Below are 24,737 nucleotides of genomic sequence, written 5' to 3'. Positions count from 1 at the left end.
ATCTCAATCCTCCAATGCGTGTACAGGAAAACCCTCGGACATCGTATGCACACCCGACACCGCAATGCGATCGCCAGTCTCAAGCCCGGAGATCACCTGGATGCTGTCACCTGTCAGTTCGCCCACCTCAACAGCGCGCTTTGTCACCGTGCCGGCTGCTGAATCGAACAGCCAGACATAGGGGGATTTATCAGGGGCTGCGACAACGGCCTGGGCAGGAATCGACAGGCCAGCCGGCGCCGCTTCCGGCGCAGGGGTATAGGCGACATGGCCGGTCATCCCGGGACTCACCGAGAGGTCTTTCGGCGGCTCGAAACCAACCGTAACTTCGAAGGTACGGGTGATCGGGTCGGCAGAGGTGGAAAAGGCCGTAATTCGCGCCGGAATAGCCCTGTCCGGAAGTGAACTGAGCACAACCCTGATGTCGGCGTCCTGTTCGATCTCCGCAGCAGATGTGACGGGCTTATGGCCCACCCAGTCGGCTTCAGGGATATTGACCTTCATTTCCAGGGCGTTGTCACTTTGCAGGATCATCACCGGTTGCTTGGCCTGCACATTGGCAAAGTCCTCCACCAGCTTGCGGGCAACACGCCCACTGAACGGAGCCTGCATAACTGTGTCTTCAACAGCTTTATTGGCCCTCTGGAGCCCCGCCTCTGCCACCTCCAGGGCGCGCCTGGCCATATCCAGCTGCTGCGCCGTTACCGCATCTGCCTGGTAGGCTTTGTCATAACGATTGAAGTCGGCCCGGGCGGCATTGCGCTCGGCGCGGGCCCGATCACGTTCGGATTCGTAATCCCGCGGATCGAGCCTGGCCAGTACCGTACCGGCCTCTACCCGATCACCTTCGGTGACTGGCATTTCAATGATGCGCCCGGAGACTTCAAATGCCATTTCCGATTGTTGGACTGCAGAAACACTACCGGGAAACCTCAACGTCCGGGGGCTGGCCGTTTCACCCACGGTGAAAAGCTTGACCGGCCGAGAGACAGGTTCCGGCGTTTTTTGCTCCTGCTCGCCACACGCACTGACCACAAGTGCGAGCGGTAACCAAAGCCAAAATACCCTGAAGCGGTTGTGAGTACGTTTCATGCGGCCTCTCGTATTACCCAAGCTTTTTTCTACGCGCGTTACGGTTAATGTAGCCGTCAATTCGGTTTGCAGCACCCAGAGCGAATTTGAGGGCGCACCACTGCAGCGGCTCAGGCAGCGTTGTAGGTGACTTATGCCGCAGTGCCGAAAGCAGCGGATGCTCGGAACCACCAATTCGCTCACTAAGTAGCTTTCCCATAAGAGATTGGGTAGCAACGCCATGCCCGGAGCACCCGGCGGTGTAGAGAATGTTCTGGTTGGCGCCGGTCTCGCCCACCACCGGCAAGGCGTCGTAGGCAAGGCTGACATAGCCGCTCCAGCAGGCCTGGATACCAAGCCCTTTCAGGGTTGGGAAGCGATCATTCAGTGCTACTGCGAGTTCGCGATAAGCGGCTTTGTCCGGGACGTTTGGCGTTTTTGAGCCATACACATAGTTCAGCCGCTTGGTCGTAATAACCAGCGTATTGCGGGCGGTCAGGCGATGACTTTCCATGGTCAGGTGCGGTGTCACAATGCCCTCTCGTCCCTGCCATCCTAAGGACTCAAGTTGCGAGGCGGTCAGCTGTTCGGTTTCGATCGCCGAAACCCGCAATGGCGCCACCTTGTTCCCCAGCAGACCGAGCTGAGGGGTATAGGCATTGGTCGCTAACACCAGGTAAGGTGCGCGTACCCGACCCCGTTCGGTGTCGCAAGTGACTACCGGTCCCTCAGTGTAGGAAACCAGCGGAGTCTGTTCGTAGAGTTTTACACCGGCCTGCAACGCCGTGCGCCTGAGGCCCAGCACATACTTGCCGGGGTCCAGTGTGCCGCCGTGTTTCTGGTAGCAGCCAAACAGAAACGCCGGCGGTATTCCGCGAGCCCGCATCTCCGTTTGATCCAGGAATTCTGTCTGCGAACCCAGTTCCAGGCCAAGCTCCATGCTCTTTCGCAGTCTTTTCTCCTGGGAGGCGTGAACTGCCGCGCGAATGATGCCGGAGGCGTTGTAGTCACAGTGTATTCCCAGCTTGTCGAGTCGACCTTCCACATAGGCAACGCCTTCATCGTAGAAACGGACAATCTCCCTGGCTTTCTCCCGACCGACTCGTTTGAGAAAGAATTCGAACTCGATCCCCATGCTGCCAGCAAGATATCCTGCGTTACGCCCACTCGCACCGAAGCCGGCGAAGTCGCGCTCCAGAACGACCACATTGGCGCCCGCCTCGGCCAGTTCCAGGGCGGTGGAGAGGCCGGCGTAGCCGGCACCGACAATAACCACGTCGGCGTTGATTTCATCTTCAAGCGGCGGCTGAAGATCCGTCGGCTTCTCCAGCCAACCGCCATGAGGACGGAATTTATTTAGGGCAATGTTGACGTTTTTATCCAGATCACTAGCCATAGCAGCCTCAAGCAGGAATCAGGCAATCGCCTCGGTTTGTGTCAGGCTGGCAGTTAACCGGCCATTAATGATGTTGGCGGCCTCACGGGCAATCCGAGTGACCAATTACGATTTGGATAATCGTAGCAAGGCCGCCACATTAACACAACGAACGTTATGTTTATTTGAGAAAGGGAGTACCCGAAACTACATCAGGGCGTATGACCATTCGCGCCGGATGGGAGAGAGGCCTGCAGCTGCTCTCTGTATTTCTTTGGGGTTGTTCCAAACCAGCGCCGGCAGGATCGGCTCAGGGTGCTTTGTTCGGTGTAGCCCAGAAGCCCGGCTATCTGGACCATATGCAGACCTGGCTCGCCCAGGTAACGAATAGCCTGCTGCCGCCGCTCCCGATCCAGCAGCTCTTCATATCGATACCCTTCTTCGGCCAGGTGGCGCTGCAGGGTTCGGGGATGAATGGCCAGTTCGGCAGCAATAGTGTCGGCGCTGCAAAGCCCGGTGGGCAGAAGCCGACCTATTAACTCAGTCACCCGTGCCGAGAGTGCAGTGCTACCGGGCGCATAGTGCGACTCGAGGTATCTGGTTGCATAGTACAAGGCCTGGGAGTCGGCATGATCGATGGGCTGGCGTGCCAGCTTTGCCGAAATCCGCCATCCACACCAGTCCTGATCGAACCTTACTTCGCAGCCAAACGATTTCGCGTAGCTTTCGTCCGATCCCACCTGACCATGAAGGAAGGACACCAGCTCCGGCCTGGCGCTTTCCCCTGCAAGCATTCGAAGGATTTGCATCGCATTGGCAAGACTCAGTTCATAGGACTGGCGTAACTGTGGCGGCGACAACTCCGTAATCCGGTAATCGAATTGAACCCAGTCTCCAGTTCCGGAAGGCTGCAGGCGAAGCAACAGCGCAGGACAGTGGATGTACAGGTAGCTGGCAATCGCCTCAAACGCTTCGATAACGGAGCCTGAGTTTCGCGCGATGACGGCGACCGGCCCCAACATCTCCAGGCCTTGCCATTGCGCAAGCCGCAGCCCGAAATCCGGACATTTCAATTGCGCCGCCGTGGCTTCGAGCAACAGAACGCCACTCCGGTAAAGAACAAAGGAATCGTCCGGTCTTTCCGGGGCTGGCGGAATGTGAAAACGAGCCAGATACCGGTTCGGATCCCCACCCAGCTTCTTCACCAGCTCATCGTACCCCCACAAATTGGTCGCTTGAATCAGGCTGCCCATCACACCCTCAATAAATTCCACCGTAGTCGTGTCCGGTATTGTTAAACATGTGTCCGATATTGACAATAAATTAGTCGCCAATACACATAAATTACTCAGTATCCAGCCTCTCTAATCACCGGTTCTCGATGAACGTGGAGCGCACATGAGTAAGCAGCATTACAACGTAATAATAATTGGTGCAGGACTGTCCGGAATTGGAACAGCTTGTCATCTGGCAGAGGATTGCCCGGACAAAAGCCTGGCTATCCTGGAGCGCCGTGAGCGCATAGGCGGTACCTGGGACCTGTTCCGCTATCCGGGTATTCGATCAGATTCGGATATGTTGACCTTTGGGTACAACTTTCGCCCCTGGAACGGACTCAAGATTCTGGCAGGCGGACGCTCGATTCGCGACTACATCGAAAAGACCGCCGATCAATATGGCGTGAAGGACAAGGTTCGGTACGGCCTGAAGACCACCCACGCAGACTGGTCCAGCGAAGATCAACGCTGGCATATCACCGCCTTGCATGAACCCAGTGGCGAGACTCAGGAATACAGTTGCGATTTTCTTATCAGTTGCACCGGTTATTACAACCACGATGACGGCTTTCGCCCCGAATTCCCCGGGGAAACCGACTTCGAGGGGCAAATCATCCATCCCCAGCACTGGCCCGAAGACCTGGATTACAGCGGTAAGAAAGTGGTCGTGATTGGCAGTGGCGCGACAGCGGTCACGTTAGTGCCTTCGATGGCTGAGAAGGCCGGGCATATCACCATGCTCCAGCGGTCCCCTTCCTACGTCTATTCAATTCCGTCTGTAGACAAGATCACTGCCGCACTTCAGCGGGTCATGCCTTCTCGCTGGGCATTCAGCCTGGCCCGTAAAAGAAACATCTTGATGCAGCGCGTTATGTACGTTTCATGCCGTCGCTGGCCCACGCTGATGCGTCGCGTTCTTCTTTCCCATGTCCGCAAACATGTTGGCCCCAACGTCGACATGAAACATTTCTCGCCGGATTACATGCCCTGGGACGAGCGCCTGTGTGCGGTGCCTGATGCGGACCTGTTCAAGGCCTTGAGAGCAGGAACAGCGTCCATTGAAACGGATCACATCGATCACTTCACCAGCAAGGGCATCCTGCTGAAATCAGGCAAAGAACTTGAAGCCGACATCATCATCGCGGCAACCGGGCTCAACCTTCAGATGTTTGGCGGTATGAAGCTGTCTGTTGACGGGAAGGCCGAGGTCCTGGGCGACAAGATGGCCTATAAGGGGGTCCTGGTTGAAAAGATGCCTAACCTGGCCTGGATATTCGGCTACACCAACTCCTCATGGACACTCAAGCTGGACATTGCAGCAGACTACCTTTGCAGGCTTTTCAAGTTTATGAATAGCCAGAAACTGGATGTTGTCATTCCCCAGGATATCGACCAGAGCAGACTTGACGAAGGCATCCTGGACTCGCTGAGTGCGGGTTATGTGCAACGTGGAAAACATCGCCTCCCCAGGCAGGGTAAACATTACCCCTGGCAAATCCTGATGAATTACAGGTATGACAGGAAAATGTTGCTTAAAGATGCCATAGAGGACAGGCGACTGATCTTTAAGTCCGCTAAAGACCGCAAAGCGAGTCCTGAGAAAAGCAGGCGAGCCGCGGCCTGACCCCACAACACAACCGTCCAACAACAAGAGAGTTACGTATGCAAGGCAAAATGATGAATCAGCCTCTGATCGTGTCTTCCATTCTGGAACATGCAGAGCGATATCATGGTGACATCGAGATTGTTTCCCAAACTGTCGAAGGCCCCATTCATCGCTATACCTATGCAGAGGCTCATAAACGTTCCAAAAAGGCGGCCAACGCGCTACTGACGCTTGGTGTTGACACCGGAAGTCGCATTGCCACGCTGGCCTGGAACAACTTCCGACATTTTGAGCTTTATTACGCCATTTCAGGTATTGGCGCCATTACCCACACGGTAAACCCCCGACTTTTTCCCGAGCAGGTAAGCTGGATTGTGAGCGACGCTGAAGATCAGATTCTGTGCTTCGATACCAGCTTCTCAACCCTGGTTGAATCCATAGCGCCGCAATGCCCGAGCGTAAAGTACTGGATTGCCATGACCGACCGGGACCACATGCCGGATATACGCGTCCAGAACCTGGTTTGTTACGAGGATCTGATAGCCAGCGAATCCGAGGAGTTTACCTGGCCCCGGCTCGATGAGAACTCAGCTTCATCACTGTGTTACACCTCAGGAACCACCGGCAATCCCAAAGGCGTTCTGTACTCCCATCGATCAACCCTGCTTCATGCATTGTCGAGCGCCCTCCCCGATGCCATGAACCTCTCAGGCCAGGATGTGGTCCTGCCCGTTGTCCCCATGTTCCATGTGAATGCCTGGGGCCTTCCCTATACCGCACCGCTGGTGGGCGCGAAGTTGGTCTTCCCGGGCGATGGTATGGATGGCGAAAGCCTCTACCAACTGTTTGAGAATGAAGGCGTGACCTTCTCTGCCGGTGTTCCAACCGTCTGGCTGGGTGTTCTTCAGCATCTGCGGAATTCAGGCTCGAAACTGTCCACCGTGGAGCGAATGATTGTCGGCGGAGCCGCCTGCCCGCCCGCGCTGATGCGGAATTTCAAAGATGAATATGGCATCACCATCCAGCATGCCTGGGGAATGACCGAGCTGTCGCCGCTGGGCACCGTCAACACCCCCAAGTCCAAGCACCGTGGGTTGAACGATGAAGAGCGCTTTAAGCTTGATATCAAGCAGGGGCGCCCGCCATTCGGAATTGACCTCAAGATTGTTGACGACAATGGCAACGAACTTCCCCGTGACGGGCAAACGTCCGGAGACCTGCTTGTCCGTGGCTACTGGGTCATCGACCAGTACTACAATAAGGACGACAGTCCACTCGTCGACGGCTGGTTCCCCACCGGCGACGTGGCCAACCTGGACATGGATGGCTACCTGCAGATTACCGATCGCTCAAAAGACGTGATCAAATCCGGCGGCGAGTGGATTAGCTCCATCGAATTGGAAAACATTGCCATGAGCCATTCTGCGGTGTCCGAAGCAGCTGCTTTAGGGCTGACCCATGATAAGTGGGACGAGCGGCCGCTGCTCGTGGTGGTCAGGAAGGCCGGCCAGGACGTTAGCCGGGAAGAGATCCTTGCCCATTACCAGGGCAAAGTCGCGAAGTTCTGCATTCCGGATGATGTGGTTTTTGTGGATGAGATACCTCACACCGCTACCGGCAAGGTCAGCAAAGTCACGCTGCGCAAGCAGATCAGCGACTACCGCTGGCCTGCCCCAAAGTGAGGGTACACCATGTACAACAGCCATGATTCAGCCGACACGGCGGGCTTTACGCACTACTTCAAACCCGCGAAGGGGCACTGGAAGTACTCGCTTCTCAACCTGCTCCTTCGCACCACGGTAAAGTGGCGACACGGGCTGGAAGTAGACGTTGGCTCGGTACGGAAGCAGGTTGCAAAACTGGACCGGCAGGCGCCGAGTCAACTGCCCGGCATTAAACGCTTGCAGGCCGATTGTAATGGTGTATCGGGCGAATGGCTGGTGCCCGACAACCATCGCGATAACCAAGTTCTGCTCTACATCCACGGGGGCGCGTTCGTCGCCGCCACTCCGGATGTTCATGCGGCCATGGTGGCACCCTGGTGCCAATCGCTTCAGGCGAAGGCCCTCATGGTGGATTACCGCTTATCGCCTGAGCACCCTTTTCCGGCAGCCAGCGATGACTGTCTGTCAGCCTACAAGTGGTTACTGGAACAGGGCTTTGAACCCAATGACATTGTTATCGCCGGCGACTCCGCCGGCGGCAACCTGGTTTTGAGCACCTTGTTGCGCCTCAAGGCCGAACAGCTCGCGCTGCCTGTCTGTGCCGTACTCCTGTCGCCCTTTCTGGATTTTACGTTGAGCGGAAGAAGTGCGCTGACCAATGCCAGGCGAGACCCAATATTTACGTCCGGGTTTGCCATTGGCATCCGCAATCACTATGCCCCCGCCGAGTTGCACTCAGATCCCCGTGTGTCCCCATTGCTCGGTGATTTCAGCGGCCTTCCCCCGATGCTTTTCCAGGTCGGCAGTACCGAAATGCTGCTGGACGATTCTGTCAGGGCGGCAACGAAGGCCAACGAACAGGGCATACCCGTGCAACTCGATATCTGGGAATCGCTGCCCCATGTTTTCCAAACGATCGATGCGTTGCCACAAGCGAAAGTCGCTGCACAACGAATCTGCAGGTTTATCGCAGAGAACGCGGAGTGGAATCAATCATGACCAACTACGATTTCGACTACTTGATCATCGGCTCTGGCTTCGGTGGAAGCGTGTCAGCCCATCGCCTGACCCAGAAAGGTTATTCAGTCGCCGTGATGGAAATGGGCAAACGCTGGCGCGCCGAGGACTTTCCCGAGTCCAATACCCAGGTGAGTCGCTATTACTGGCGCCCCAGGATTGGCCTGCGTGGATTCTTCAACCTGCGTCCTTTCCGCCACGTTGCGATCATTTGCGGCAACGCCGTTGGCGGCGGCTCGATCACCTACGCCAATACCCTTCTGGTACCACCGGATTCCGTCTGGGACGAAGGCTCCTGGGCCGGGCTGTCTGACTGGAAGAAGGACATGCCCGCTCACTATGCGGAAGCCGAACGTATGCTCGGTGTCACTGAAAACCGGATCTTTGGCACAGCAGACCACCTATTAAAGGAGATGGCGGAACTCCAGGGCGTCGGCCACACCTACAAACCGACGCGCGTCGCAGCCTTCTTTCCACCGGAGGGTGAAGAAGGCGGCAAAACCTACCCCGACCCCTATTTCGGCGGTGAGGGCCCGGACCGTGGAACCTGTACCGGCTGCGGCAGCTGCATGACCGGCTGCAAGTACAACGCGAAAAACACGTTGGATAAAAACTACCTGTACTTTGCCGAAAAGAATGGCGCAAAAGTCTATGCCGAAACCCGTGTGGTCGATGTCCGCCCGCTCGACGGTAAAGCGGACGGCTCCGCCGGTTACGAAGTCACCACCGAACGTTCTACCGCCTGGGTTCGCAAGCAACGTCAAACCTTCCGTGTAAAGAGCGTTGTTTTCTCGGCATCCTCCCTGGGCACCCAGGAACTGCTGTTCAAACTCAAGCAGACCGGCTCCCTGCCCAACATTTCCGATGATCTGGGCAACCGGGTGCGCACCAACGCCGAATCGATTGTGGGCATCCGCTTTCCGGGCAAGGACATCAACATCAGTGAAGGCGTGGCCATTGGCTCTGGCATTCACATTGACGAGCACACCCATATTGAAGCCACCCGCTACGGTAACGGCCACAACATGATGAGCACGCTGATGACACTGATGGTTGACGGCAAAGGCCCCTTGCGAATCCTTCGTTGGTTCTGGGCCATGCTACGCCATCCGCTGACCTTTGCCCGCGCTGTCAGCCCGTCCAACTGGGCTCGCCAGTCGTTGATCTTCCTGGTGATGCAGACGCTCGACGCGTCCCTGAACATGCGCTTCAAGCGCCGTTGGTATTGGCCTTTCTCCAGGATGCTTTGCAGTGAGGGGAAGAAGATACCGACCAATATTCCCCAGGCCAATGAGTTCACAAAGAAGATGGCGGCCCACTTCAACGGCATACCGTTCACAACGGCAACGGAAGTGTTCTTCAACGTGCCCTTTACGGCCCACTGCATGGGTGGCTGTGCGATGGCCGACACACCGGAGCGAGGCGTTATCGACGCACAAAACCGGGTGTTCAATTACCAGAATCTCTACGTGGTCGATGGCGCCATGCTTGGCGCCAACCTGGGGGTAAACCCCAGCCTGACCATTACCGCACTGGCTGAACGCGCAATGAGTTTTATCCCTCCCCGGGATGAGGCAATGAAGGAAGCGACCACATGAATCAATTTGTCACCCCCAACGCGAAAACCGTCACTGCGATCAATCCAGCCACTGGCGATGTTCTCGGAGAGGCGCTCCACACCCCGGAAGATCAATACGCCTCAATCTTCCAGCGGGCCAGACAAGCCCAGAAGGTCTGGGCCAAACAGAGCTTTGCCCAACGTCGCACTCATCTGGTCAAGATGCGGAATTACATCCGTGACCATGCCGAGGAACTGGCTCGCCTTGTCAGTGACAGTAACGGAAAAACCCGTATGGACGCCCTCATTACCGAGGTGTTGCCCTGCCAACTGGCATGCGACTGGTACGGTAAACACGCGGCGAAGGTACTCGCACCGGAACGTCGCGGCCCATCAAGCCTGATCTGGATGGGAAAACGTTCAGAGGTTCGCCATGAGCCATTGGGGGTTGTGGGTATCATAAGCCCCTGGAACTACCCTCTTTCTATTCCCTTTGGAGAAATCCTGATGGGGCTGATGGCCGGCAACGCCATTGTCCTCAAGGTCGCCGCAGCGACCCCGTTGGTGGGCAAAGCCATAGAAGACATCATCGCCGCAGGCGAACTGCCGAGCGGTCTGTTCAGCCATATTATTGGCTCGGGCGGACAGGTCTCGACCGCGATGTTCGAGCACGGCATCGACAAGCTGTTTTTCACCGGCTCCGTACCTACTGGCAAACAGATCATGGCTCAGGCGGCACAGACCCTGACGCCGGTGTCACTCGAACTCGGCGGCAAAGATCCCATGATCGTTCTGGAAGACGCCGACCTGGAGCGCGCAGCCAACGGTGCGGCCTGGGCAGGCTACCAGAATGCCGGTCAGTCCTGTGGCGGCGTCGAGCGCATATATGTACACGAATCGGTCTATGATCGATTTGTCACACTGCTGGCTGATCGGACCAGGGCTCTCCGACACGGAGTGCCCAACGATGAGTGCGACGTTGATATCGGCTCAATGACCACGGCCAACCAACGCCTTACGGTCGAGAAACAACTGGCCGAAGCCCTGGAGGCCGGCGCCACCATCGTCGCTCAATCCGAGGGACCGGTGCACGGCCCCGGCCATTTCCATGCGGCAACGCTGGTGACTGGTATTGATCACGGAATGACACTGATGCGGGAAGAAACGTTTGGTCCAATCCTTCCCGTCATGCCCTTCCGTACCGAAGATGAAGCCGTTGAGCTCGCCAATGACTCCCCCATGGCACTGACCGCATCAATCTGGACTCGGGATACCCGTTATGGGAAGAAGTTGGCCAACCGTATCAATGGCGGTGTCGTGGCAATCAACGACCATCTATACACACACGCCATGTCCGACGTGCCCTGGGGCGGCCCGGGCGACTCCGGCATCGGTCGTACCCATGGCCCCGAAGGCCTGAAGGAAATGAGTAAGTTGAAAGTGGTGAACTGGGACTGGCTACGCGCCAGGCGTAACCTGTGGTGGTATCCGCAAGACAAGGCCAGCTATGCCGCCATCCGCAGTGCTTTGTATCTGGTCGCACCACGAACAGTACTGGATTTTCTGCGGTCTGCCATTCGGGTCTTGCCAACAATGATACGGAAGATGTATTTCTAGCCAGTTACCAAACGGTCGAGGGGATCAACATGCTATGTGGTGACCCCCTCGACCATAGGAAGGTTCAGGATGCGAACCGTTCCATGAACTCTGCGGCCTGCTGTCTGGTGTAAAACAGCCCAAACCGGACAAAACCGGAAACAACGGAATCTTTGAGCTTCGACACCTTTCCTGCCACGTCCTTCCCGGTAAACCAGTCATCGGGTAAGCCATCGATAAGGTGAAATGGAGCAGGTCGACCGTCACGAAATCGGGAGATTACTACCTGCCCGGTACTGACATCCTGAAAGGCGGGACAAAAGCGAGCCTGAACGTTATTGGCACTGATGCCGCCGGTGCCTGCGAATTGAAGGTTTTCTTCTACTAGAAATGAGGGGTTATTCCGGGTCACCATTTTCTTCACCTTACCTATTCACTAACTACCTCAATTCATACTCCTTACCTGCTTGAAAGCGCTTGATTCCATTTCGCTTGTTACTACCAAGACCTCGAAAAAAAGAGCATCCCTGCCCGTAAGGGGGCACAACAACAATCCGTTTTGCTGCGTGAAGTCGTCAATTGCCAGTAGGCAAAGCCAAAGTGAATTCCAGGGAAATCATCAGAGCGTCTTCCCTGCATTTCCCTTTGGCTTGAGAACAAGCATAACAAGCTCCATTGTTTTACACAACAGATGTTATGTTTATTTTTGAACTACCGGAGTGACTGGTGTGAATGCTATGAGATGGTGGGTATGGACGACGGATTTAGCACTTTCTATGGAATACGGAATCGGACGATTTTCCTAGAATTCACTTTAAGTTTGTTTAGCATTTTGCGTGGAATTTGGCACGTAAGGCTCTGATATACGGTTCCAGAGGTTTAGTACTTTGTGTGGTCGTCCAACGTGCTCATCCCCGAACAGTTCGCCCACCTATTGAGCGTGCCCCAAGAGCATCGCTACCCGGAAAAGAACACGGTGCTGGTTCAGGTCAGTTTCAAGCTCATATTGCGAGTCCAGAGATCGCGCTACTCCAGATCAAAGATATAGCGAAGCTTCGCCCGGTTACGTCTGGTCAGCGTTCATTCAAGCTTATAGAAAGCCTGGCGTTACCTGCGGCCGGATTCAACAATATAGGTTAAACGAACTTGGGCTAATAATTTCTTGGCCCGCTACTCGTTAGCCAGCCGCATCACGTGTTCACTGACAAGTGATGAAAACATTTGGGTAATTTCTATTTTAGATCGACCTGACGCCACGAGCTGAAGCATCTCATCTACGGTCAGTGTAACCAACTGATTGGGGCGGGGATTAATCAGGATTATTTCCTTGTATTCCGCCGTATCGTCTTCTAACGAGCTCAAATAACTTAGTAGCTACCCGTGTCAGACTTGTCCTTGAGTGCGACGGGCGTGATTACCACGATGTGGTCATATGCGTACACATCAAAGGCAGTATTGCGCAACAAGCTCAAAGCAGTTTTGGCTAGAGAAGGAAATCCACGCCGCCCAGGCACCAAGTAGTCTATGCACTTTCCTCTAGTGCTAACCTCGCTACGGCTTCCACATCGGAGCTTACCATCGGTCCTAAAGTAGCGATGGCATCAGGACTAAACCACCCCGTTTCTAGCGCATCATCTGCCGCATTCCCCTCACCCTCCAGCCAATGACAGATCACTGCAACCAGAACAAAGTGATGCCTTAGCCCCTCATCGTCAAAGTTAAGGGCATCAACTGCAGTAAGGACATGCCCTGCTTTCGCTATCACCCCCGTTTCTTCTCGCAGCTCGCGAACTGCGGCACTCAAGAGAGTTTCGCCTGATTCAATATGTCCCCCAGGAAATCCCCAATACGTTGCATCAGGAGGATTGGCGCGCCGGACGAGCAGCAGTCTGCCTTGGCGAGCGACGACAGCCAATATCGCCGGGGTGGGTAATGGTGTTTTACGCATGACTACTGACTTGCTCCCTTCTAACATAACCGGTGTTGCCCAAGCCCCCCTCAGGCCCCGATCTGGACGACGAATTTAGTAACACAGCCACCCTCCAAATCCTATCAGTTACACGAGATTGGGTTCATACTGGATATTGAAGATATGGGCATTTGACAGAGCGTCAATGCCGGATCACCCACAATCAGAGGTGGACAGAACGCATGAGTAAAAGCCAGGACAGAAAAAAAGATACTAAAAAGAAACCGCTTTTAACCGCCAAAGAAAAGAAGAAGGAGAAAAACGCAAAGAAAAACGAAAAGGATGTACTGGGACATTGATTTAACGGGGAGAATAGCCAGCGTCACCCACGCCAGGCTTCCCTGCCTGCGCTGATTCTTTGCCCCTCCCCGCATCCCACATCAGGGAATGATCTTCTCGGCCCGCAGGCGGTCAAACAGATCCAGGAACGCACCTCGTGTCTCGCGGAAATGGTCGAAGCCGAAATCCCGTGACTTTGTGGTGTCGTTAACACATTCCTGATCGCGGCCCAGGTCGGCATCGGTGTGCCACCAGGAAGCGAGCCTGGCAACGTCCGGCTCGACCAGATCATGCTTCTCGGCAATGTCGCGCCAGGTTGCATGGACCCCGGCCATCTGCGTTTCCAGCGGCTGCGGCGTCTCGGGACAGTTCGCTACTTCCAGACCGAAGTACTCACCGATCTCGCGCCACATGCGGCGCCAACGAAAAACGTCACCGTTGACCGTATTGAATGCCTGGTTCGCCGCGCCCGGCGTGGTTGCGGCCCACTCCATCTGCCGGGCCAGAACCAGCGCATCCGTCATGTCGGTCAGCGCGTTCCACTGAATCTGCGAACCCGGGAATACGAACGGCTTACCCGTCGCCTTGCAGATCGAGGCGTAGACGGCCAGCGTGGTGCCCATGTTCATTGCATTACCACGGGCATAACCGACCACCGTGTGCGGGCGATGCACATTCCATGCGAAGCCCTGTCGCTCGGCGGTTTCAAGCAGTACATCCTCCAGCGCGTAGTAGAAGTTATCGCCGGGGACGCGTGGCTCGGATTCGCGGAACGGCGTCTCGGTGCGCCCACTGCCATAGGCTTCAAACGACCCGAGATACTGTTTGGTACCCGTCACCAGCGAGGCGTGCTGCAGATCGGCATCGCCGAGCGCGGCAAACAGGTTGCGCATCATGGCACTGTTGGCCTCGATATTGGCCTTCTCGTTTTCGCGCCGGATCCAGGTACAGTAAAAGACATGAGTGATCGGCAGGCCGGCCAGCGCCTCCCGGGTAGCGGACTCGTCGAGCAGATCGGCTGCCACTGGAATCACGCCGTTCTGTTCGGTCGCGTGGCGTGAAAGCCCGTAAACTGTCCAACCGCTGGAAACCAGATGGGACGCGAGATTGCCACCGGTAATGCCGGTGGCGCCGGCGACCAGTGCGATACCTTTACGCATGTGTTGTCTCCCTTTTGAATAGTGTCCGGCCCCAAGGCGGGTAACCGATGCGACCATTCTGTTGGCGATCATTCGTTGCTACAATCGAAAAACTGGCAAATCTTTATTGCGTCCAATGCAACTTAAAGGATTTCAATCAGATGGATCTCAATGCCCTGCGTGTTTTTGAACGGGTCGCCGCGACGGGCAGTTTCACGGCCGCCGCCCGCCATTTCCACCGCGCAGTTTCTTCGATTTCCAGGCAGATTCGTGGATTGGAGGAGGCCGTGGGCCAGCCGCTGCTCTATCGGCATACCCGTGCAGTGACGCTGACGGAGGCGGGGGTGCGCTACTACGAAGAAGTGCGTGACATTCTGGAGCGGCTTGACGTCGCTACGGAGGAGCTGGCACATCCAGCCGTTGAGCTCAGCGGTACGCTGCGCATCAATGCGCCCGTGGCTTTTGGTCAGCGCCAGATCGTGCCACTGCTGCATCACTTTCAGCGCCGGTATCCACTGCTCAAGGCGGAACTTCAGCTTAATGACCGGGTGGTCGATCCGGTTCGCGAGGGGCACGATGTCACCTTCCGCGTGGGTGAGCTCTCGGATTCGTCGCTGGTGGCCCGTCGCCTGGCGCCGATGAACTATGTTATCGCCGCTGCACCGAGCTATCTTGAGGCACATGGCGAGCCCGAATCGCCGGAGTCACTCGCCTACCATAACTGCCTGCTTTATCAGGGCGAGATGGGCCGCCAACGCTGGTATTTTCAGGCACCGGATCAACCTAAAGCCACGCCTTTCGAGGTCACCGGCAATCTATACAGCGACGACGCCATCAGCCTGTTGCAGGCCGCACTGCTGGGTCAGGGGTTGGTCATGTTCCCGACATGGCTGATTGCCGACGAACTCAAATCCGGCGCGCTGGTTCCTTTGCTCGACTCCTGGCGCTGTGAGGTCAACCCGGGGCGCCGTGATATCCACGTGCTGACCACCGAACGACGCCTTCGCTCCCACAAGGTCCGCGCTTTTCTCGACTACCTGTTCGAATCAGTAGGTCATGTACCGCCCTGGGATCGTTAGCCCATTACTCAAACCCCTCCAGTACAATCTTGCCCACGGCCGTTCCAGCCTCTAATTCGGAATGAGCCGCTCGCAGATTTTCAGCATTAATTACACCGAGATGTTTCCCGGCGGTCGTGCGAATGTGCCCCTGATCGACCAGGCCCGCAACCGTTTCTAAGAGATCGTGCTGAACTGTAATGTCATCGGCATTGTGCATTGAACGGGCAAACATGAACTCAAAGTGCAGAGATAGACTCTTTGGTTTGAGTTTCATCACGTCCAAAGAGGCTGGGTCGTCAATCATGGCAATTTTGCCAAACGGCTTCAGGACCGACACGTAATCATCAAGGTATTGATCCGTAGCGTGCAGGCTGGCCACGTGGGTAATCTGGGCAATTTTACCCTCTGATACCAGTTTCTCGATCTGCGGCTGCAGTGGCTCGCGGTGATTAACCACGTGATCCGCGCCCAGCGACTTCACCCACTGCTGGGACTCTGGGCGGGACGCTGTGGCAATCACAGTGGCGCCAGTCAGCTTTTTAACCAACTGGATCAAGATGGAGCCGACACCACCGGCCGCACCGATAACCAGAATCACATCTTCAGTCGCCGTGATTTCGTCTGGCGCCTGCTGCTTTAGGCCCAAATGATCGAATAGCATTTCCCAGGCGGTGATGGTGGTCAGGGGCAGCGCTGCCGCCTCCGTGTCGGTCAGGCTGGAGGGTTTGCGGCCGACGATACGCTCATCAACGACCTGGTACTCAGCATTGCTGCCCGGTCTGGTAACGTCGCCTGCGTAGTAAACCTGGTCGCCCGGCTTGAACATTGATGCGCCCTCACCTACCTTTACCACCTCTCCGACGGCGTCCCAGCCAAGTACCTTGACCTGGCCCGGCTCTGCCGCAGCCCGTCGCCGTACTTTGAAATCGACCGGATTGACGCCAATGGCCCTGATCCGGACCAGCAAATCCCGTCCCTTGGCCTCTGGCTGAGGCAGTTCCAGGTCCTGCAGGGATTTGGGATCGTCGATGGGCAAGGACTCGGTATATCCAACGGCTTTCATGTTTGTCTCCACTATAGGTTGGTAGTAACAGGCAGTCTGATCTCTTTCTACAATGCGATAAACAGCGCAATCACGACGAAAAAGCCGCCCCCTCGATATGATAGACCTTCGGTTCTTCGGAAAAATATTCCTCTAAGCCCATCATGAACACCCGATGATCTTCACTCGCTTCGAAGCCCGGCGTGTGATCCTCAAGTGATCGCCATCGCACGATCAAGTTGAATAACTCGGGCGTTTCGATGCCTTGCGCGAGCATGTGGCCGCCGTAACCCTCTGCGCGTTTGAGCAAAGGCACAACGTCTTCGAATGCACGTCGGAACTGTTCAATCTGTTCTTTGTGAACCGGTAGTAGAGCGATTTCATAAACCATGGGGCATTCCCTCAAATTGACTTAAGCGGTTAGATGCACGCACTTACGAGACGAGCGATGGCTCGACGGCAATCGCGATTTTCCCCCGGAGACCGTTGGTGGGTGTCTCCAGCAGGGCGTGGGCGGCTGGAATGTCGGCAAGGGCGTACACCGCGCCTACATGTGGCCGCAGTTGTCCGCGCGCTACCAATGCACTCAACTCATCCAGCTTGCCGCGGTTTTGTCGGGTGAATACGAAGTGATAACTGGCGTTTTTACCCCAGGCCTCCACGAGGTTTTGTGGCTGGGCAATGTCCACAATTGAGACCACGCGGCCAAGTTGTGCGAGTGCGTCGGGGCTGCGCGACAATGTATCGCCGCCGATGGTGTCGAACACTACATCGACGCCGTGGCCACCGGTTTCCCGCAGGATGGCGTCGACGTAATCTTCTTTCTTGTAGTCGATGACCACATCGGCACCCAGACTCCGTGCGAACTCAAAGTTTGCTTCGCGCACGGTGGTGAACACCCTGGCGCCCATGGCTTTTGCCACCTGGATCGCTACATGGCCGACGCCTCCCGCACCGCCGTGCACCAGGATGCTCTCCCCCACTCTGAGCGCAGCACGCACGACCAATGCTTCCCACACCGTCCCGCCAACCAGGGTCAGGCTGGCCGCCTCGAGATGACTCAGCGAGGGCGGCTTCTTCCCGATAATGCTTTCGGCTGCAACGTGGTACTCGGCATAACTTCCAGGGCCGTCAAAAATCTGCGGGGTGTACCAGACTTCGTCGCCTGGCACGAAGCTCGTCACACCTGGCCCAACGGCTTCGACAACACCGGATACGTCATGCCCGGTAATGGCCGGCAGTGGCACCAGGTCGGTGTAATCGCCTCGTCGGACCTGGTAATCCAACGGATTGATGGAGGTTGCGTGTACCCGGACCAGAACTTGACCCGCGTGCGGCACCGGCTTGGGTACCTCGGAAAGCTCGAACGATTCCGGGCCGCCAAATGATTTAAGTATCTGCGCTTTCATTGTAGATCCTCGTTTCTGCATAATTGGATATCGCGAAATTACGATGTAGTGTGGTAAAAATTTACGCCTTTTTCCTGCGATCTCATTCCATATTTTACCCTCCTTTCGGTAAAATTAGATATCGAGAATTACCGATATTAGTGAGTAAATAATTACAGCTCTTTCCGGATGACCTCGGCAAGAGCGCTGATGACTTCTTCATTGCGCTTGTAGTAAGTCCACTGCCCGATTCGCCGGACTTTGACCAGGCCCGCTCGTTGCAGAGTTGCAAGGTAATTAGACACCGTTGACTGCGACAGTCCGACGCCTTCCTGGATGCTGCTGACGCAGACGCCTACAGTATGAACGTCCCCTTCATCCTGTGGAGGGAAGTTCTTTACGGGATCCTTCAAACCCTTCAGGATTTCAAGGCGCGTACGATTTGAGAGAGCTTTGAATATTTCGATCAATTCCATAATCTGATGATATCGAAATTTACCGATATGTCAATACAAAATAAACCGCCATTTCTTGGCTTACTTCCTGAACAGCGAGTTGAGTTCCGCTCCGGAAGGCGCGTTTGCAAAACCATCGAACCGACCTTCCTCGACTATGGAGCGCGCCGCTTGGATAAAGCCTCCCCAGGCTGCACGTGCCAACGCTCCGCCCAGGCTGACTCTCCTCACCCCAAGCTCAGCCAGGTCCTGAAGGGTAAAATCGCTGTCCCAGCCGATCAAAACGTTGACCGGTTTGGGAGCAACCGCAGTGACCACAGCACTGATTTGTTCTCGCGTTTTGATACCCGGTGCGTACAGGCAGTCTGCCCCGGCATCCGCATAGGCTTTCAAGCGTATTAGGGTGTCATCAAGATCGGCGCAGCCGACGAAGAAGTTCTCCGCGCGACCAACCAGCAGCACATCCCCGCCGCTGGCATCAATTGCGGCTCGCGCTGCACTGATCCGCTCAGCCGACTCGCCAATCTCTCGCAATGGGCTACTGGGAATACCTGTCGAATCCTCAATAGAAAGTCCTGCCACGCCAGTTTCCAAGGCCATACGCACACTTTCAGCCACACCTTCTGCGGTATCCGCGAATCCGCTTTCGAAGTCGGCATTAACGGGTAAATTTGTGGCTTCAACCATCATGCGCATATGTCCCAGGGTTTCGGCACGCGAAAGCTGTCCATCCGCGCGTCCGCACGACCAGGCATAGCCTGAGCTGGTTGTTGCCAGCGCCTTGAACCCCAGACTTTCCAGGAGCTTTGCGCTTCCGGCATCCCACGGGTTCGGTAGCACGAAACAGCCTGACTGATGTAAATCACGAAATGCGGCACGCTTTTGCGACCTGTTGTGGTCAGTCATAGAATTCCCTTAAAGGTCAGATCGGAACCAGCACGCGTCGAGAGAAAAGTTGGAATAGAAAGTTCTATCGGCTGCCCGTCACGACGAGCAGCTATAGTGTGACGACCCTCCAACCTCAAAGAGCTCCGGCGGCTTCAGCCTGTAGTATTTCTTCTCTGCGTCCTCCGATTGCTCGGCGTATGGCTGCGTCATCACGTCCTGCAGTTCTCGCAGCAAAGCGTAATTCCCCGCTGCCGCTTGCTGATAAGCAGGCACAACGAACCACTCCCTCAAACTGTACTTTGGATTGACGAGCTTCATCTGACTCGAAAGCTCCTCAGGAGAGCGAGATTGAGTGAGCGATTGCCATTTTGTGAGCCACGCTGACCAGCGCTTGTCCATCCCTCCGGGGTCTGCAGCATTGGTCGGGCCCTTGTAGAAGCTCTTCTTGAGTGGCTCAATGTCATCTGGCAAGTACGAAAGTTCCCGGAAGAATAGGGTGTAATCAACAGGCGTTTGCATCATCAGAGTAGCCAGCTCGCGGAACAAATCCGCCTCAAAAACGTCAAGTCCAAGCTTGGCCGCCCACATCTCCTCCATTTGCGTTTGCATCACCTTTGGGAAATCACTTTGAATTTCTTCCAGCTGCTGCAGACAGTCTGGATGCCCTGCCAGCAACGGCCGAACCGCCGAGCAAAACGAATGGAAGTTGCGTTCGGCCGCTGCTGGTTGGTTGAGGAACGCGAAGTGATGCCCGCCACCCGTCCATGGTTGGTACTGCGGATCAAACACATCGCAGAATCCAAAGGGTCCATAGTCGAGCGTAAAGCCGCCCGCCGCACAGTTGTCGCTGTTGAAGTTACCCTGGCAGTAGCCAACACGGATCCAGTTCGCAACAAGCGACGTCAGTCGGCTGCGGAACTCACGTGCAAGCAACACTACTTTTTCGGCGGTGGCCAGTGACTGGTCGATAACGTCACCGTACTCACGATCGATCAGGTGTAAGACGATCTTCTCGAGCTCCTCCATCGCCTGCGGGTGTTCCTGCTTGCGGGCTCGCCGACTAAAGAGCTCGAGCTGCCCTACCCGAATGAGCGACGGCGCCACACGCGTAGAGATGGCAACTGGCTCGGATATAAGGATATCGGGATCTATTGAACGTGAGCCCTCCGAATACCATGGACGCCTGACTTGCTCGGTTTTCGACACGTACAGACTTAGAGACCTTGACGTAGGCACACCGAGCGCGTGCATGTGCTCCTGGGCCAGGAACTCCCGCACACTGGACCTCAGAACGGCCCTGCCGTCCGCGCCGCGGCAGTATGGTGTGCGCCCTGCCCCTTTCAACTGCATTTCCCAGCGCTGCCCGTTGATGACAGCCTCGAGCACCGAAATAGCGCGTCCGTCGCCGTAGCCATTGCCGGTCTGGAAGGGGCATTGCTGGTAGAATTCGGTGCCGTAGATGGAAAGTGCGTAGCCACACGCCCACCCGACATTGCGCAGAGGCTCCGGAACCCGGGATAAGTCGCCGGAGAACATGCGGACGAAGTCGCTGGACTGCGCCATGCTGTCGGCAAAACCCAGTTCGCGAAACAGATTTTTCCCATGCGCGACGTATTCGGGGTTTTCGATTGGCGTGGGTTTGACCGGAACATAGTGCCCTGAGAAGACTTGCCGTGGCGCGTGGTCAGCTCCGTCTGCTTTCCCCTCAGGATCGCAGTTGAGCGTGTCCATGAGTGAATAGTCTGCCAAAGGTGCGAGATCGTCGAGGGTCGCGACAGTTGGGGGCGTATCCAGGCGATGCCGCGTTGTCATAGGGACTCCTCTTGCGTTGGTTCAATCATGGCCAACAGTCGGTTGGCTGGCCAGTTCCTTCAGAGCTTTCATGGCCTCATCAATGCGATCACTGGGTACGAACATGTGGTCGTGATAAAACCCTGCGATGACATTGGTGGTAATGCCCCGTTCGGCCAGCAGGCTGGTTACCACGGATGTGAGACCCAGAGCTTCCAGGCTGGAGTGGCCCTCCAGGGTGATGCGACGAAAAACCCGGTAATAGTCCAGGCCCTCGGCTTTAGCCTCCTCAAGAGGAATAACCAGGGTAAGACCTTCCAGTTCGGCAATGCTGACGATGGGCTTGAGGTGTTCCAATTCGCCATACTTTGCCTTTGGCACTGTGCAGTAGACATAGGACGTCGAATCCAGTTTTGGCGAGAGCTGTTTTATCAAATCCTGGAGAAACTGTGGTCGCATCATCTCTAGCTATCCTTCGGCCTATTATGAACAAATGTCGTTTTCCGCCCCTGGTTGTCGGAACTAGCGCTCATACTACTGTGACATACCGGCAGAAGTTTTTCTTCGAGCAATTGTCTGGATTCGAGCCAGAACTTAAGCAATGGCTCTGGTAGCCGAATAGCCGCACGGAGAGTTGGTCATGATGTCGTGCCAGCGCTCCCGTAGAAGCCGTTCCACATGATTTCGCAGCCAGACAATCCCGGGATCGCGGTCATGGCGGGTGTGCCAGATAAGGTACAAGCTGGTTGGATCCACTTCAAACGGAAGCTCACCCATCCATAATCCGTCCACGAAGCCACAATCCTGACTGATCAACTCGGGAACAGAAGCAATCAGGTTTGATTCCCGGAGTATCCGGGGAACAATTGAAAAATGATTCACTGTCGCCGCGATCCGTCTGCTCTGGCCTTTCTGGTCGAGATAGCCATCCACGAAACCGTGAGCATCTCCCGACATCGTCACAAGCAGGTGCCGGGCATCAAGAAATTCGTCCATCGTAATTTGGCGGCCCGCAAGCGGATGGTCCGCACGCATCGCCAGCACATATCCACCTTCGAACAGCCATGTGCTTCGCAGGCTGTGGTCATGTTGATTCAGCATTCCCACGGCCAGATCCACATGCGCTTCCCGCAAGTCGTCGTAGGTTCCCTCGGGGGTATACGGAACGGCATGGACATCCACACCAGGAGCCTCACTTTCCAGCAGTTCAAGCAGCTGACGCCAGATCATCTCAACCGTTACATCCGTTACCGCGATGCGAAATTTCCGCTTTGATGTTGCCGGCTCAAACTGTGTGGCGCTGACCGCGTTGGTGAGAGCGTACATGTGATCCCCCACCTGATGCCAAAGACTCACCGCATAGGAAGTTGGCTCAATGTTCCGCCCTTTACGGACGAAAAGTGGATCGTTCCAGATCTGACGCATTCTTGAAATCGCGTTGGATACCGCAGGCTGGGTCATCGCGAGCCGATCCGCTGCACGGGTAACTGAGCGCTCGGTCATTATGGCATCGAAGATGTAAAGCAACTGAAGCTCTTGCGTTTTCATTTGGCATTCCTGGAAATGGGACCCCGATCAGTCTGGCTGGCAAATAGTTTGATGGCAATTACGATATTCCGGTAAAGGTGTGGTTTGCGAGCTCCTATACCAGAAAGCCTCCTGTTCAGGAGGCTTTGGATCTGGGTTACAAGTGCCCTTTTACGAAGGTCCTCAATTCACCCAGGCTGCCAGCTCCAGTTTTTTGGGCAATAACCCCTCCGTCCTGAAACAGGGCCAATGTCGGAATCCCCCGAATACGCATTTTTGCCGTGATGTCCGGGCTGTCGTCCACGTTCACTTTGGCAATGGTCAGCTCGTCACCAAACTCATCGGCGATTTCCTCCAACATGGGGGCGACTGTCTTACAGGGGCCACACCACGGTGCCCAGAAATCCACCAGCACTGCCCGATCGCTCTGAACCACCGCTTGCTCAAAGTTTGCGTCTGTCACATTGATAATGTTGCTCATAAGATTGTCTCCTTAACTAGATTGCCTCGGTGACACATTGCGACTCTGAAAGCTCAAAAACCAATTGCGGGGCCATATACGTCCTATTTCCCAGAATGATGAGTGCTTTTACATGCCGTTCAGAGGCGTAAGGCCCATCATAAGTAATGATGTACCCCATACTGTTTGAGAATTATTCCTCGCCATTCTCCGGTTCCATACTTCGCTCATCTGATATCGAGTCGATTGGCGGCATCGGTCTCAGCTGAAATCATTCGAACCCAGGAGAAACTAAAATGCGCAGAATTGCACTGTTTACCCTCGCGTCACTTGTTACCGTCGCTGCCCTGCCCGCACACGCTACCTTCGCAGACCGCAAATCAGACGAGCCCCGCTCCGAGCAGGCTCAGCCCGCTCCCTATAGCGGTCAGATGGTGATTCGCGGTGAAATTCAGGATCGCGACGCAAAGAATGATTCTGCCGAACCGGCCCCGTACAGCGGTCAGATCGTTATCCGTGGAGAAGTACGTTCCAAAAGCAGCGGTTGATCTTTAGAAGTTTCACCTGCGTCTTGGCACCAGGGACGGTGCGTTTTCATCCTTTAGTTGTCAGGAAAACACCCAAAGCGACAACCGCCGTGCCAACCAGCGTGAGAGCATCGAATGTCTCGTTGTATATCAGGTAAGACGCAACCGCGGCGGAAACGGGGACCAGATAGAATACGCTTGCGACCTTGCTTACCTCTCCCCTCCTTATCATCAGATAAAGAAGCGTAAGCGCGCCAATCGATACACCCACTGACATGTACAACAGTGCACCGACAAACTCAACGGTCCACTCCAGCCTGTACTGGTCAAAGATGGGGAGCAGCAATAGGCATATGACAGCAGATGCGAATGATTGGATGCACCCGCCGGATATTACGTTCATGTTGGAGCAGAATTTTTTCTGATACAGATTTCCGAAGGTCAACCCCAAAAGTCCCAGAACTGACATCGTAATGGGTACGGCTGAAGCCATGCTGAAATCGACATTGTGACCAACAACCATCGCCACCCCTGCCAAACCGGAGACCAGTCCACCCCACTGAATCAGGGTGAGCTTTTCGCCGACCATATAACGGGCAAGAAAACCCACAAGGATGGGTTGAAGAGCGATAATCAGAGCTGACAACGCGGGCGACAAGCCCATGTCAATCGATACAAATACCCCAATTGAGAACATCGCAACCGTCAACGATCCTGCCACGGAGATATGCCAAAACTCTTGCCAGGTAGGAACGGCAACTTTGAGCATTCGTGCTACTACCAGAAGAATTGCCGCAGCAATCAAAAAGCGAAGCGACAAGAAGCTCATCGGAGTCGAGTAAGGAAGGCCGTATTTCGCCCCGACAAAACCGCTCCCGTAGAGCACCACGAAAAAGAACGGGAATGTCAGTGATTTAAGCAGGCCGCGATCAGTGGGCTTGTTGACGGTAATGGTACTCATCAGTGCCTCCTCGGCGTTGCTGCGCTCTATCTGACTGTTTATCGTGAGACAGCTTATTGGGCTAGAGCCAGTACCCGAGGTTACGA

Annotated in this window: 23 protein-coding genes; 7 read left to right on the top strand and 16 right to left on the bottom strand. The window is 55.5% G+C overall.

The window, feature by feature from the left end:
- Positions 1-3 precede the first annotated feature (3 nt).
- From ACJO5Y_RS01745 to ACJO5Y_RS01735, 3 genes are all read right to left on the bottom strand, one after another.
- Complete coding sequence (locus ACJO5Y_RS01745) at positions 4-1,092, bottom strand: efflux RND transporter periplasmic adaptor subunit (protein ID WP_406984615.1); 1,089 nt, start codon at positions 1,090-1,092, stop codon at positions 4-6.
- Positions 1,093-1,105: 13 nt separating this feature from the next.
- Positions 1,106-2,467 carry an NAD(P)/FAD-dependent oxidoreductase gene (locus ACJO5Y_RS01740; RefSeq protein WP_406984613.1) on the bottom strand — a complete coding sequence of 454 codons (1,362 nt, stop codon included), beginning with the start codon at positions 2,465-2,467 and terminating at the stop codon, positions 1,106-1,108.
- 191 nt (positions 2,468-2,658) lie between these two features.
- Positions 2,659-3,720: an AraC family transcriptional regulator gene (locus ACJO5Y_RS01735; RefSeq protein WP_406984611.1), complete on the bottom strand. Its 1,062-nt coding sequence runs from the start codon at positions 3,718-3,720 to the stop codon at positions 2,659-2,661.
- 124 nt (positions 3,721-3,844) lie between these two features.
- On the opposite strand from ACJO5Y_RS01735, the gene ACJO5Y_RS01730 reads away from it, so the two are divergent.
- From ACJO5Y_RS01730 to ACJO5Y_RS01710, 5 genes are read left to right on the top strand one after another with little or no spacing between them, the layout of a single operon-like run.
- Positions 3,845-5,347, top strand: coding sequence for a flavin-containing monooxygenase (locus ACJO5Y_RS01730; protein WP_406984609.1), 1,503 nt, complete (start codon positions 3,845-3,847; stop codon positions 5,345-5,347).
- 38 nt (positions 5,348-5,385) lie between these two features.
- Positions 5,386-7,011, top strand: a complete 1,626-nt coding sequence (locus ACJO5Y_RS01725; protein ID WP_406984608.1) for a 3-(methylthio)propionyl-CoA ligase — start codon at positions 5,386-5,388, stop codon at positions 7,009-7,011.
- 9 nt (positions 7,012-7,020) lie between these two features.
- Entirely contained in the window at positions 7,021-7,992 is a 972-nt protein-coding gene (locus ACJO5Y_RS01720; RefSeq protein WP_406984607.1) for an alpha/beta hydrolase, read from the top strand.
- Positions 7,989-9,608, top strand: coding sequence for a cholesterol oxidase (gene choxAB / locus ACJO5Y_RS01715; protein ID WP_406984606.1), 1,620 nt, complete (start codon positions 7,989-7,991; stop codon positions 9,606-9,608). Before ACJO5Y_RS01720 ends, choxAB begins: the two co-directional genes overlap by 4 nt.
- Positions 9,605-11,185 carry an aldehyde dehydrogenase family protein gene (locus ACJO5Y_RS01710; protein WP_406984605.1) on the top strand — a complete coding sequence of 527 codons (1,581 nt, stop codon included), beginning with the start codon at positions 9,605-9,607 and terminating at the stop codon, positions 11,183-11,185. The genes choxAB and ACJO5Y_RS01710 overlap by 4 nt, the downstream gene beginning before the upstream one ends.
- A gap of 64 nt (positions 11,186-11,249) precedes the next feature.
- Here ACJO5Y_RS01710 and ACJO5Y_RS01705 read toward each other — a convergent pair whose 3' ends face one another.
- The 3 genes from ACJO5Y_RS01705 to ACJO5Y_RS01695 all read right to left on the bottom strand — a co-directional run bounded on the left by ACJO5Y_RS01705 (position 11,250) and on the right by ACJO5Y_RS01695 (position 14,572).
- Positions 11,250-11,579: a hypothetical protein gene (locus ACJO5Y_RS01705; protein WP_406984603.1), complete on the bottom strand. Its 330-nt coding sequence runs from the start codon at positions 11,577-11,579 to the stop codon at positions 11,250-11,252.
- Positions 11,580-12,686: 1,107 nt separating this feature from the next.
- Positions 12,687-13,112, bottom strand: a complete 426-nt coding sequence (locus tag ACJO5Y_RS01700; protein ID WP_406984601.1) for an NUDIX hydrolase — start codon at positions 13,110-13,112, stop codon at positions 12,687-12,689.
- A 401-nt stretch (positions 13,113-13,513) separates the two neighbouring features.
- The gene (locus tag ACJO5Y_RS01695) at positions 13,514-14,572 is read right to left on the bottom strand and encodes an SDR family oxidoreductase (RefSeq protein WP_406984599.1); all 1,059 of its coding nucleotides are present in this window, start codon (positions 14,570-14,572) and stop codon (positions 13,514-13,516) included.
- A 140-nt stretch (positions 14,573-14,712) separates the two neighbouring features.
- Here ACJO5Y_RS01695 and ACJO5Y_RS01690 point away from each other — a divergent pair, with 140 nt between their 5' ends.
- Positions 14,713-15,630, top strand: coding sequence for a LysR family transcriptional regulator (locus tag ACJO5Y_RS01690; protein ID WP_406984597.1), 918 nt, complete (start codon positions 14,713-14,715; stop codon positions 15,628-15,630).
- A gap of 4 nt (positions 15,631-15,634) precedes the next feature.
- Here the strand turns inward: ACJO5Y_RS01690 and ACJO5Y_RS01685 are convergent, their stop codons facing one another.
- From ACJO5Y_RS01685 to trxA, 9 genes are all read right to left on the bottom strand, one after another.
- Positions 15,635-16,675 (bottom strand): zinc-binding alcohol dehydrogenase family protein, encoded by a 1,041-nt coding sequence (locus ACJO5Y_RS01685; protein ID WP_406984596.1) that lies wholly within the window; start codon positions 16,673-16,675, stop codon positions 15,635-15,637.
- A gap of 70 nt (positions 16,676-16,745) precedes the next feature.
- On the bottom strand, positions 16,746-17,045 hold the full coding sequence (locus ACJO5Y_RS01680; RefSeq protein WP_406984594.1) for an antibiotic biosynthesis monooxygenase family protein: 300 nt from the start codon (positions 17,043-17,045) through the stop codon (positions 16,746-16,748).
- 43 nt (positions 17,046-17,088) lie between these two features.
- Positions 17,089-18,063, bottom strand: coding sequence for a zinc-dependent alcohol dehydrogenase family protein (locus ACJO5Y_RS01675; RefSeq protein WP_406984592.1), 975 nt, complete (start codon positions 18,061-18,063; stop codon positions 17,089-17,091).
- A gap of 152 nt (positions 18,064-18,215) precedes the next feature.
- On the bottom strand, positions 18,216-18,518 hold the full coding sequence (locus ACJO5Y_RS01670) for an ArsR/SmtB family transcription factor (RefSeq protein ID WP_406984590.1): 303 nt from the start codon (positions 18,516-18,518) through the stop codon (positions 18,216-18,218).
- A gap of 60 nt (positions 18,519-18,578) precedes the next feature.
- Entirely contained in the window at positions 18,579-19,403 is an 825-nt protein-coding gene (locus ACJO5Y_RS01665) for an isocitrate lyase/PEP mutase family protein (RefSeq protein ID WP_406984588.1), read from the bottom strand.
- Between the two features lie 78 nt (positions 19,404-19,481).
- Positions 19,482-21,197: a protein adenylyltransferase SelO gene (locus tag ACJO5Y_RS01660; RefSeq protein ID WP_406984586.1), complete on the bottom strand. Its 1,716-nt coding sequence runs from the start codon at positions 21,195-21,197 to the stop codon at positions 19,482-19,484.
- Between the two features lie 21 nt (positions 21,198-21,218).
- On the bottom strand, positions 21,219-21,638 hold the full coding sequence (locus ACJO5Y_RS01655) for an ACT domain-containing protein (RefSeq protein WP_406984585.1): 420 nt from the start codon (positions 21,636-21,638) through the stop codon (positions 21,219-21,221).
- A gap of 132 nt (positions 21,639-21,770) precedes the next feature.
- Positions 21,771-22,724 carry a LysR family transcriptional regulator gene (locus ACJO5Y_RS01650; protein WP_406984584.1) on the bottom strand — a complete coding sequence of 318 codons (954 nt, stop codon included), beginning with the start codon at positions 22,722-22,724 and terminating at the stop codon, positions 21,771-21,773.
- 136 nt (positions 22,725-22,860) lie between these two features.
- Positions 22,861-23,184 (bottom strand): thioredoxin, encoded by a 324-nt coding sequence (gene trxA, locus ACJO5Y_RS01645; RefSeq protein WP_406984583.1) that lies wholly within the window; start codon positions 23,182-23,184, stop codon positions 22,861-22,863.
- A 275-nt stretch (positions 23,185-23,459) separates the two neighbouring features.
- On the opposite strand from trxA, the gene ACJO5Y_RS01640 reads away from it, so the two are divergent.
- Positions 23,460-23,711: a hypothetical protein gene (locus ACJO5Y_RS01640; protein WP_406984582.1), complete on the top strand. Its 252-nt coding sequence runs from the start codon at positions 23,460-23,462 to the stop codon at positions 23,709-23,711.
- 46 nt (positions 23,712-23,757) lie between these two features.
- Here the strand turns inward: ACJO5Y_RS01640 and ACJO5Y_RS01635 are convergent, their stop codons facing one another.
- Positions 23,758-24,651, bottom strand: a complete 894-nt coding sequence (locus ACJO5Y_RS01635; protein WP_406984581.1) for a DMT family transporter — start codon at positions 24,649-24,651, stop codon at positions 23,758-23,760.
- Between the last annotated feature and the right edge of the window lie 86 nt (positions 24,652-24,737).

Source organism: Marinobacter alkalisoli (assembly GCF_045449855.1).
Classification (GTDB): Bacteria; Pseudomonadota; Gammaproteobacteria; order Pseudomonadales; family Oleiphilaceae; genus Marinobacter.
The sequence above is the reverse complement of the archived record's forward strand: the minus strand, read 5'-3'. Positions and strand labels throughout refer to the sequence as shown.

Coding starts and splice junctions, on each gene's coding strand:
- ACJO5Y_RS01745 (WP_406984615.1), bottom strand. CDS start 1,092: ATGAAACGTACTCACAACCGCTTCAGGGTATTTTGGCTTTGGTTACCG.
- ACJO5Y_RS01640 (WP_406984582.1), top strand. CDS start 23,460: ATGCGCAGAATTGCACTGTTTACCCTCGCGTCACTTGTTACCGTCGCT.
- ACJO5Y_RS01685 (WP_406984596.1), bottom strand. CDS start 16,675: ATGAAAGCCGTTGGATATACCGAGTCCTTGCCCATCGACGATCCCAAA.
- ACJO5Y_RS01730 (WP_406984609.1), top strand. CDS start 3,845: ATGAGTAAGCAGCATTACAACGTAATAATAATTGGTGCAGGACTGTCC.
- ACJO5Y_RS01660 (WP_406984586.1), bottom strand. CDS start 21,197: ATGACAACGCGGCATCGCCTGGATACGCCCCCAACTGTCGCGACCCTC.
- trxA (WP_406984583.1), bottom strand. CDS start 23,184: ATGAGCAACATTATCAATGTGACAGACGCAAACTTTGAGCAAGCGGTG.
- ACJO5Y_RS01665 (WP_406984588.1), bottom strand. CDS start 19,403: ATGACTGACCACAACAGGTCGCAAAAGCGTGCCGCATTTCGTGATTTA.
- ACJO5Y_RS01740 (WP_406984613.1), bottom strand. CDS start 2,467: ATGGCTAGTGATCTGGATAAAAACGTCAACATTGCCCTAAATAAATTC.
- ACJO5Y_RS01650 (WP_406984584.1), bottom strand. CDS start 22,724: ATGAAAACGCAAGAGCTTCAGTTGCTTTACATCTTCGATGCCATAATG.
- ACJO5Y_RS01720 (WP_406984607.1), top strand. CDS start 7,021: ATGTACAACAGCCATGATTCAGCCGACACGGCGGGCTTTACGCACTAC.
- ACJO5Y_RS01705 (WP_406984603.1), bottom strand. CDS start 11,579: ATGGTGACCCGGAATAACCCCTCATTTCTAGTAGAAGAAAACCTTCAA.
- ACJO5Y_RS01680 (WP_406984594.1), bottom strand. CDS start 17,045: ATGGTTTATGAAATCGCTCTACTACCGGTTCACAAAGAACAGATTGAA.
- ACJO5Y_RS01655 (WP_406984585.1), bottom strand. CDS start 21,638: ATGATGCGACCACAGTTTCTCCAGGATTTGATAAAACAGCTCTCGCCA.
- ACJO5Y_RS01690 (WP_406984597.1), top strand. CDS start 14,713: ATGGATCTCAATGCCCTGCGTGTTTTTGAACGGGTCGCCGCGACGGGC.
- choxAB (WP_406984606.1), top strand. CDS start 7,989: ATGACCAACTACGATTTCGACTACTTGATCATCGGCTCTGGCTTCGGT.
- ACJO5Y_RS01710 (WP_406984605.1), top strand. CDS start 9,605: ATGAATCAATTTGTCACCCCCAACGCGAAAACCGTCACTGCGATCAAT.
- ACJO5Y_RS01635 (WP_406984581.1), bottom strand. CDS start 24,651: ATGAGTACCATTACCGTCAACAAGCCCACTGATCGCGGCCTGCTTAAA.
- ACJO5Y_RS01725 (WP_406984608.1), top strand. CDS start 5,386: ATGCAAGGCAAAATGATGAATCAGCCTCTGATCGTGTCTTCCATTCTG.
- ACJO5Y_RS01700 (WP_406984601.1), bottom strand. CDS start 13,112: ATGCGTAAAACACCATTACCCACCCCGGCGATATTGGCTGTCGTCGCT.
- ACJO5Y_RS01670 (WP_406984590.1), bottom strand. CDS start 18,518: ATGGAATTGATCGAAATATTCAAAGCTCTCTCAAATCGTACGCGCCTT.
- ACJO5Y_RS01675 (WP_406984592.1), bottom strand. CDS start 18,063: ATGAAAGCGCAGATACTTAAATCATTTGGCGGCCCGGAATCGTTCGAG.
- ACJO5Y_RS01695 (WP_406984599.1), bottom strand. CDS start 14,572: ATGCGTAAAGGTATCGCACTGGTCGCCGGCGCCACCGGCATTACCGGT.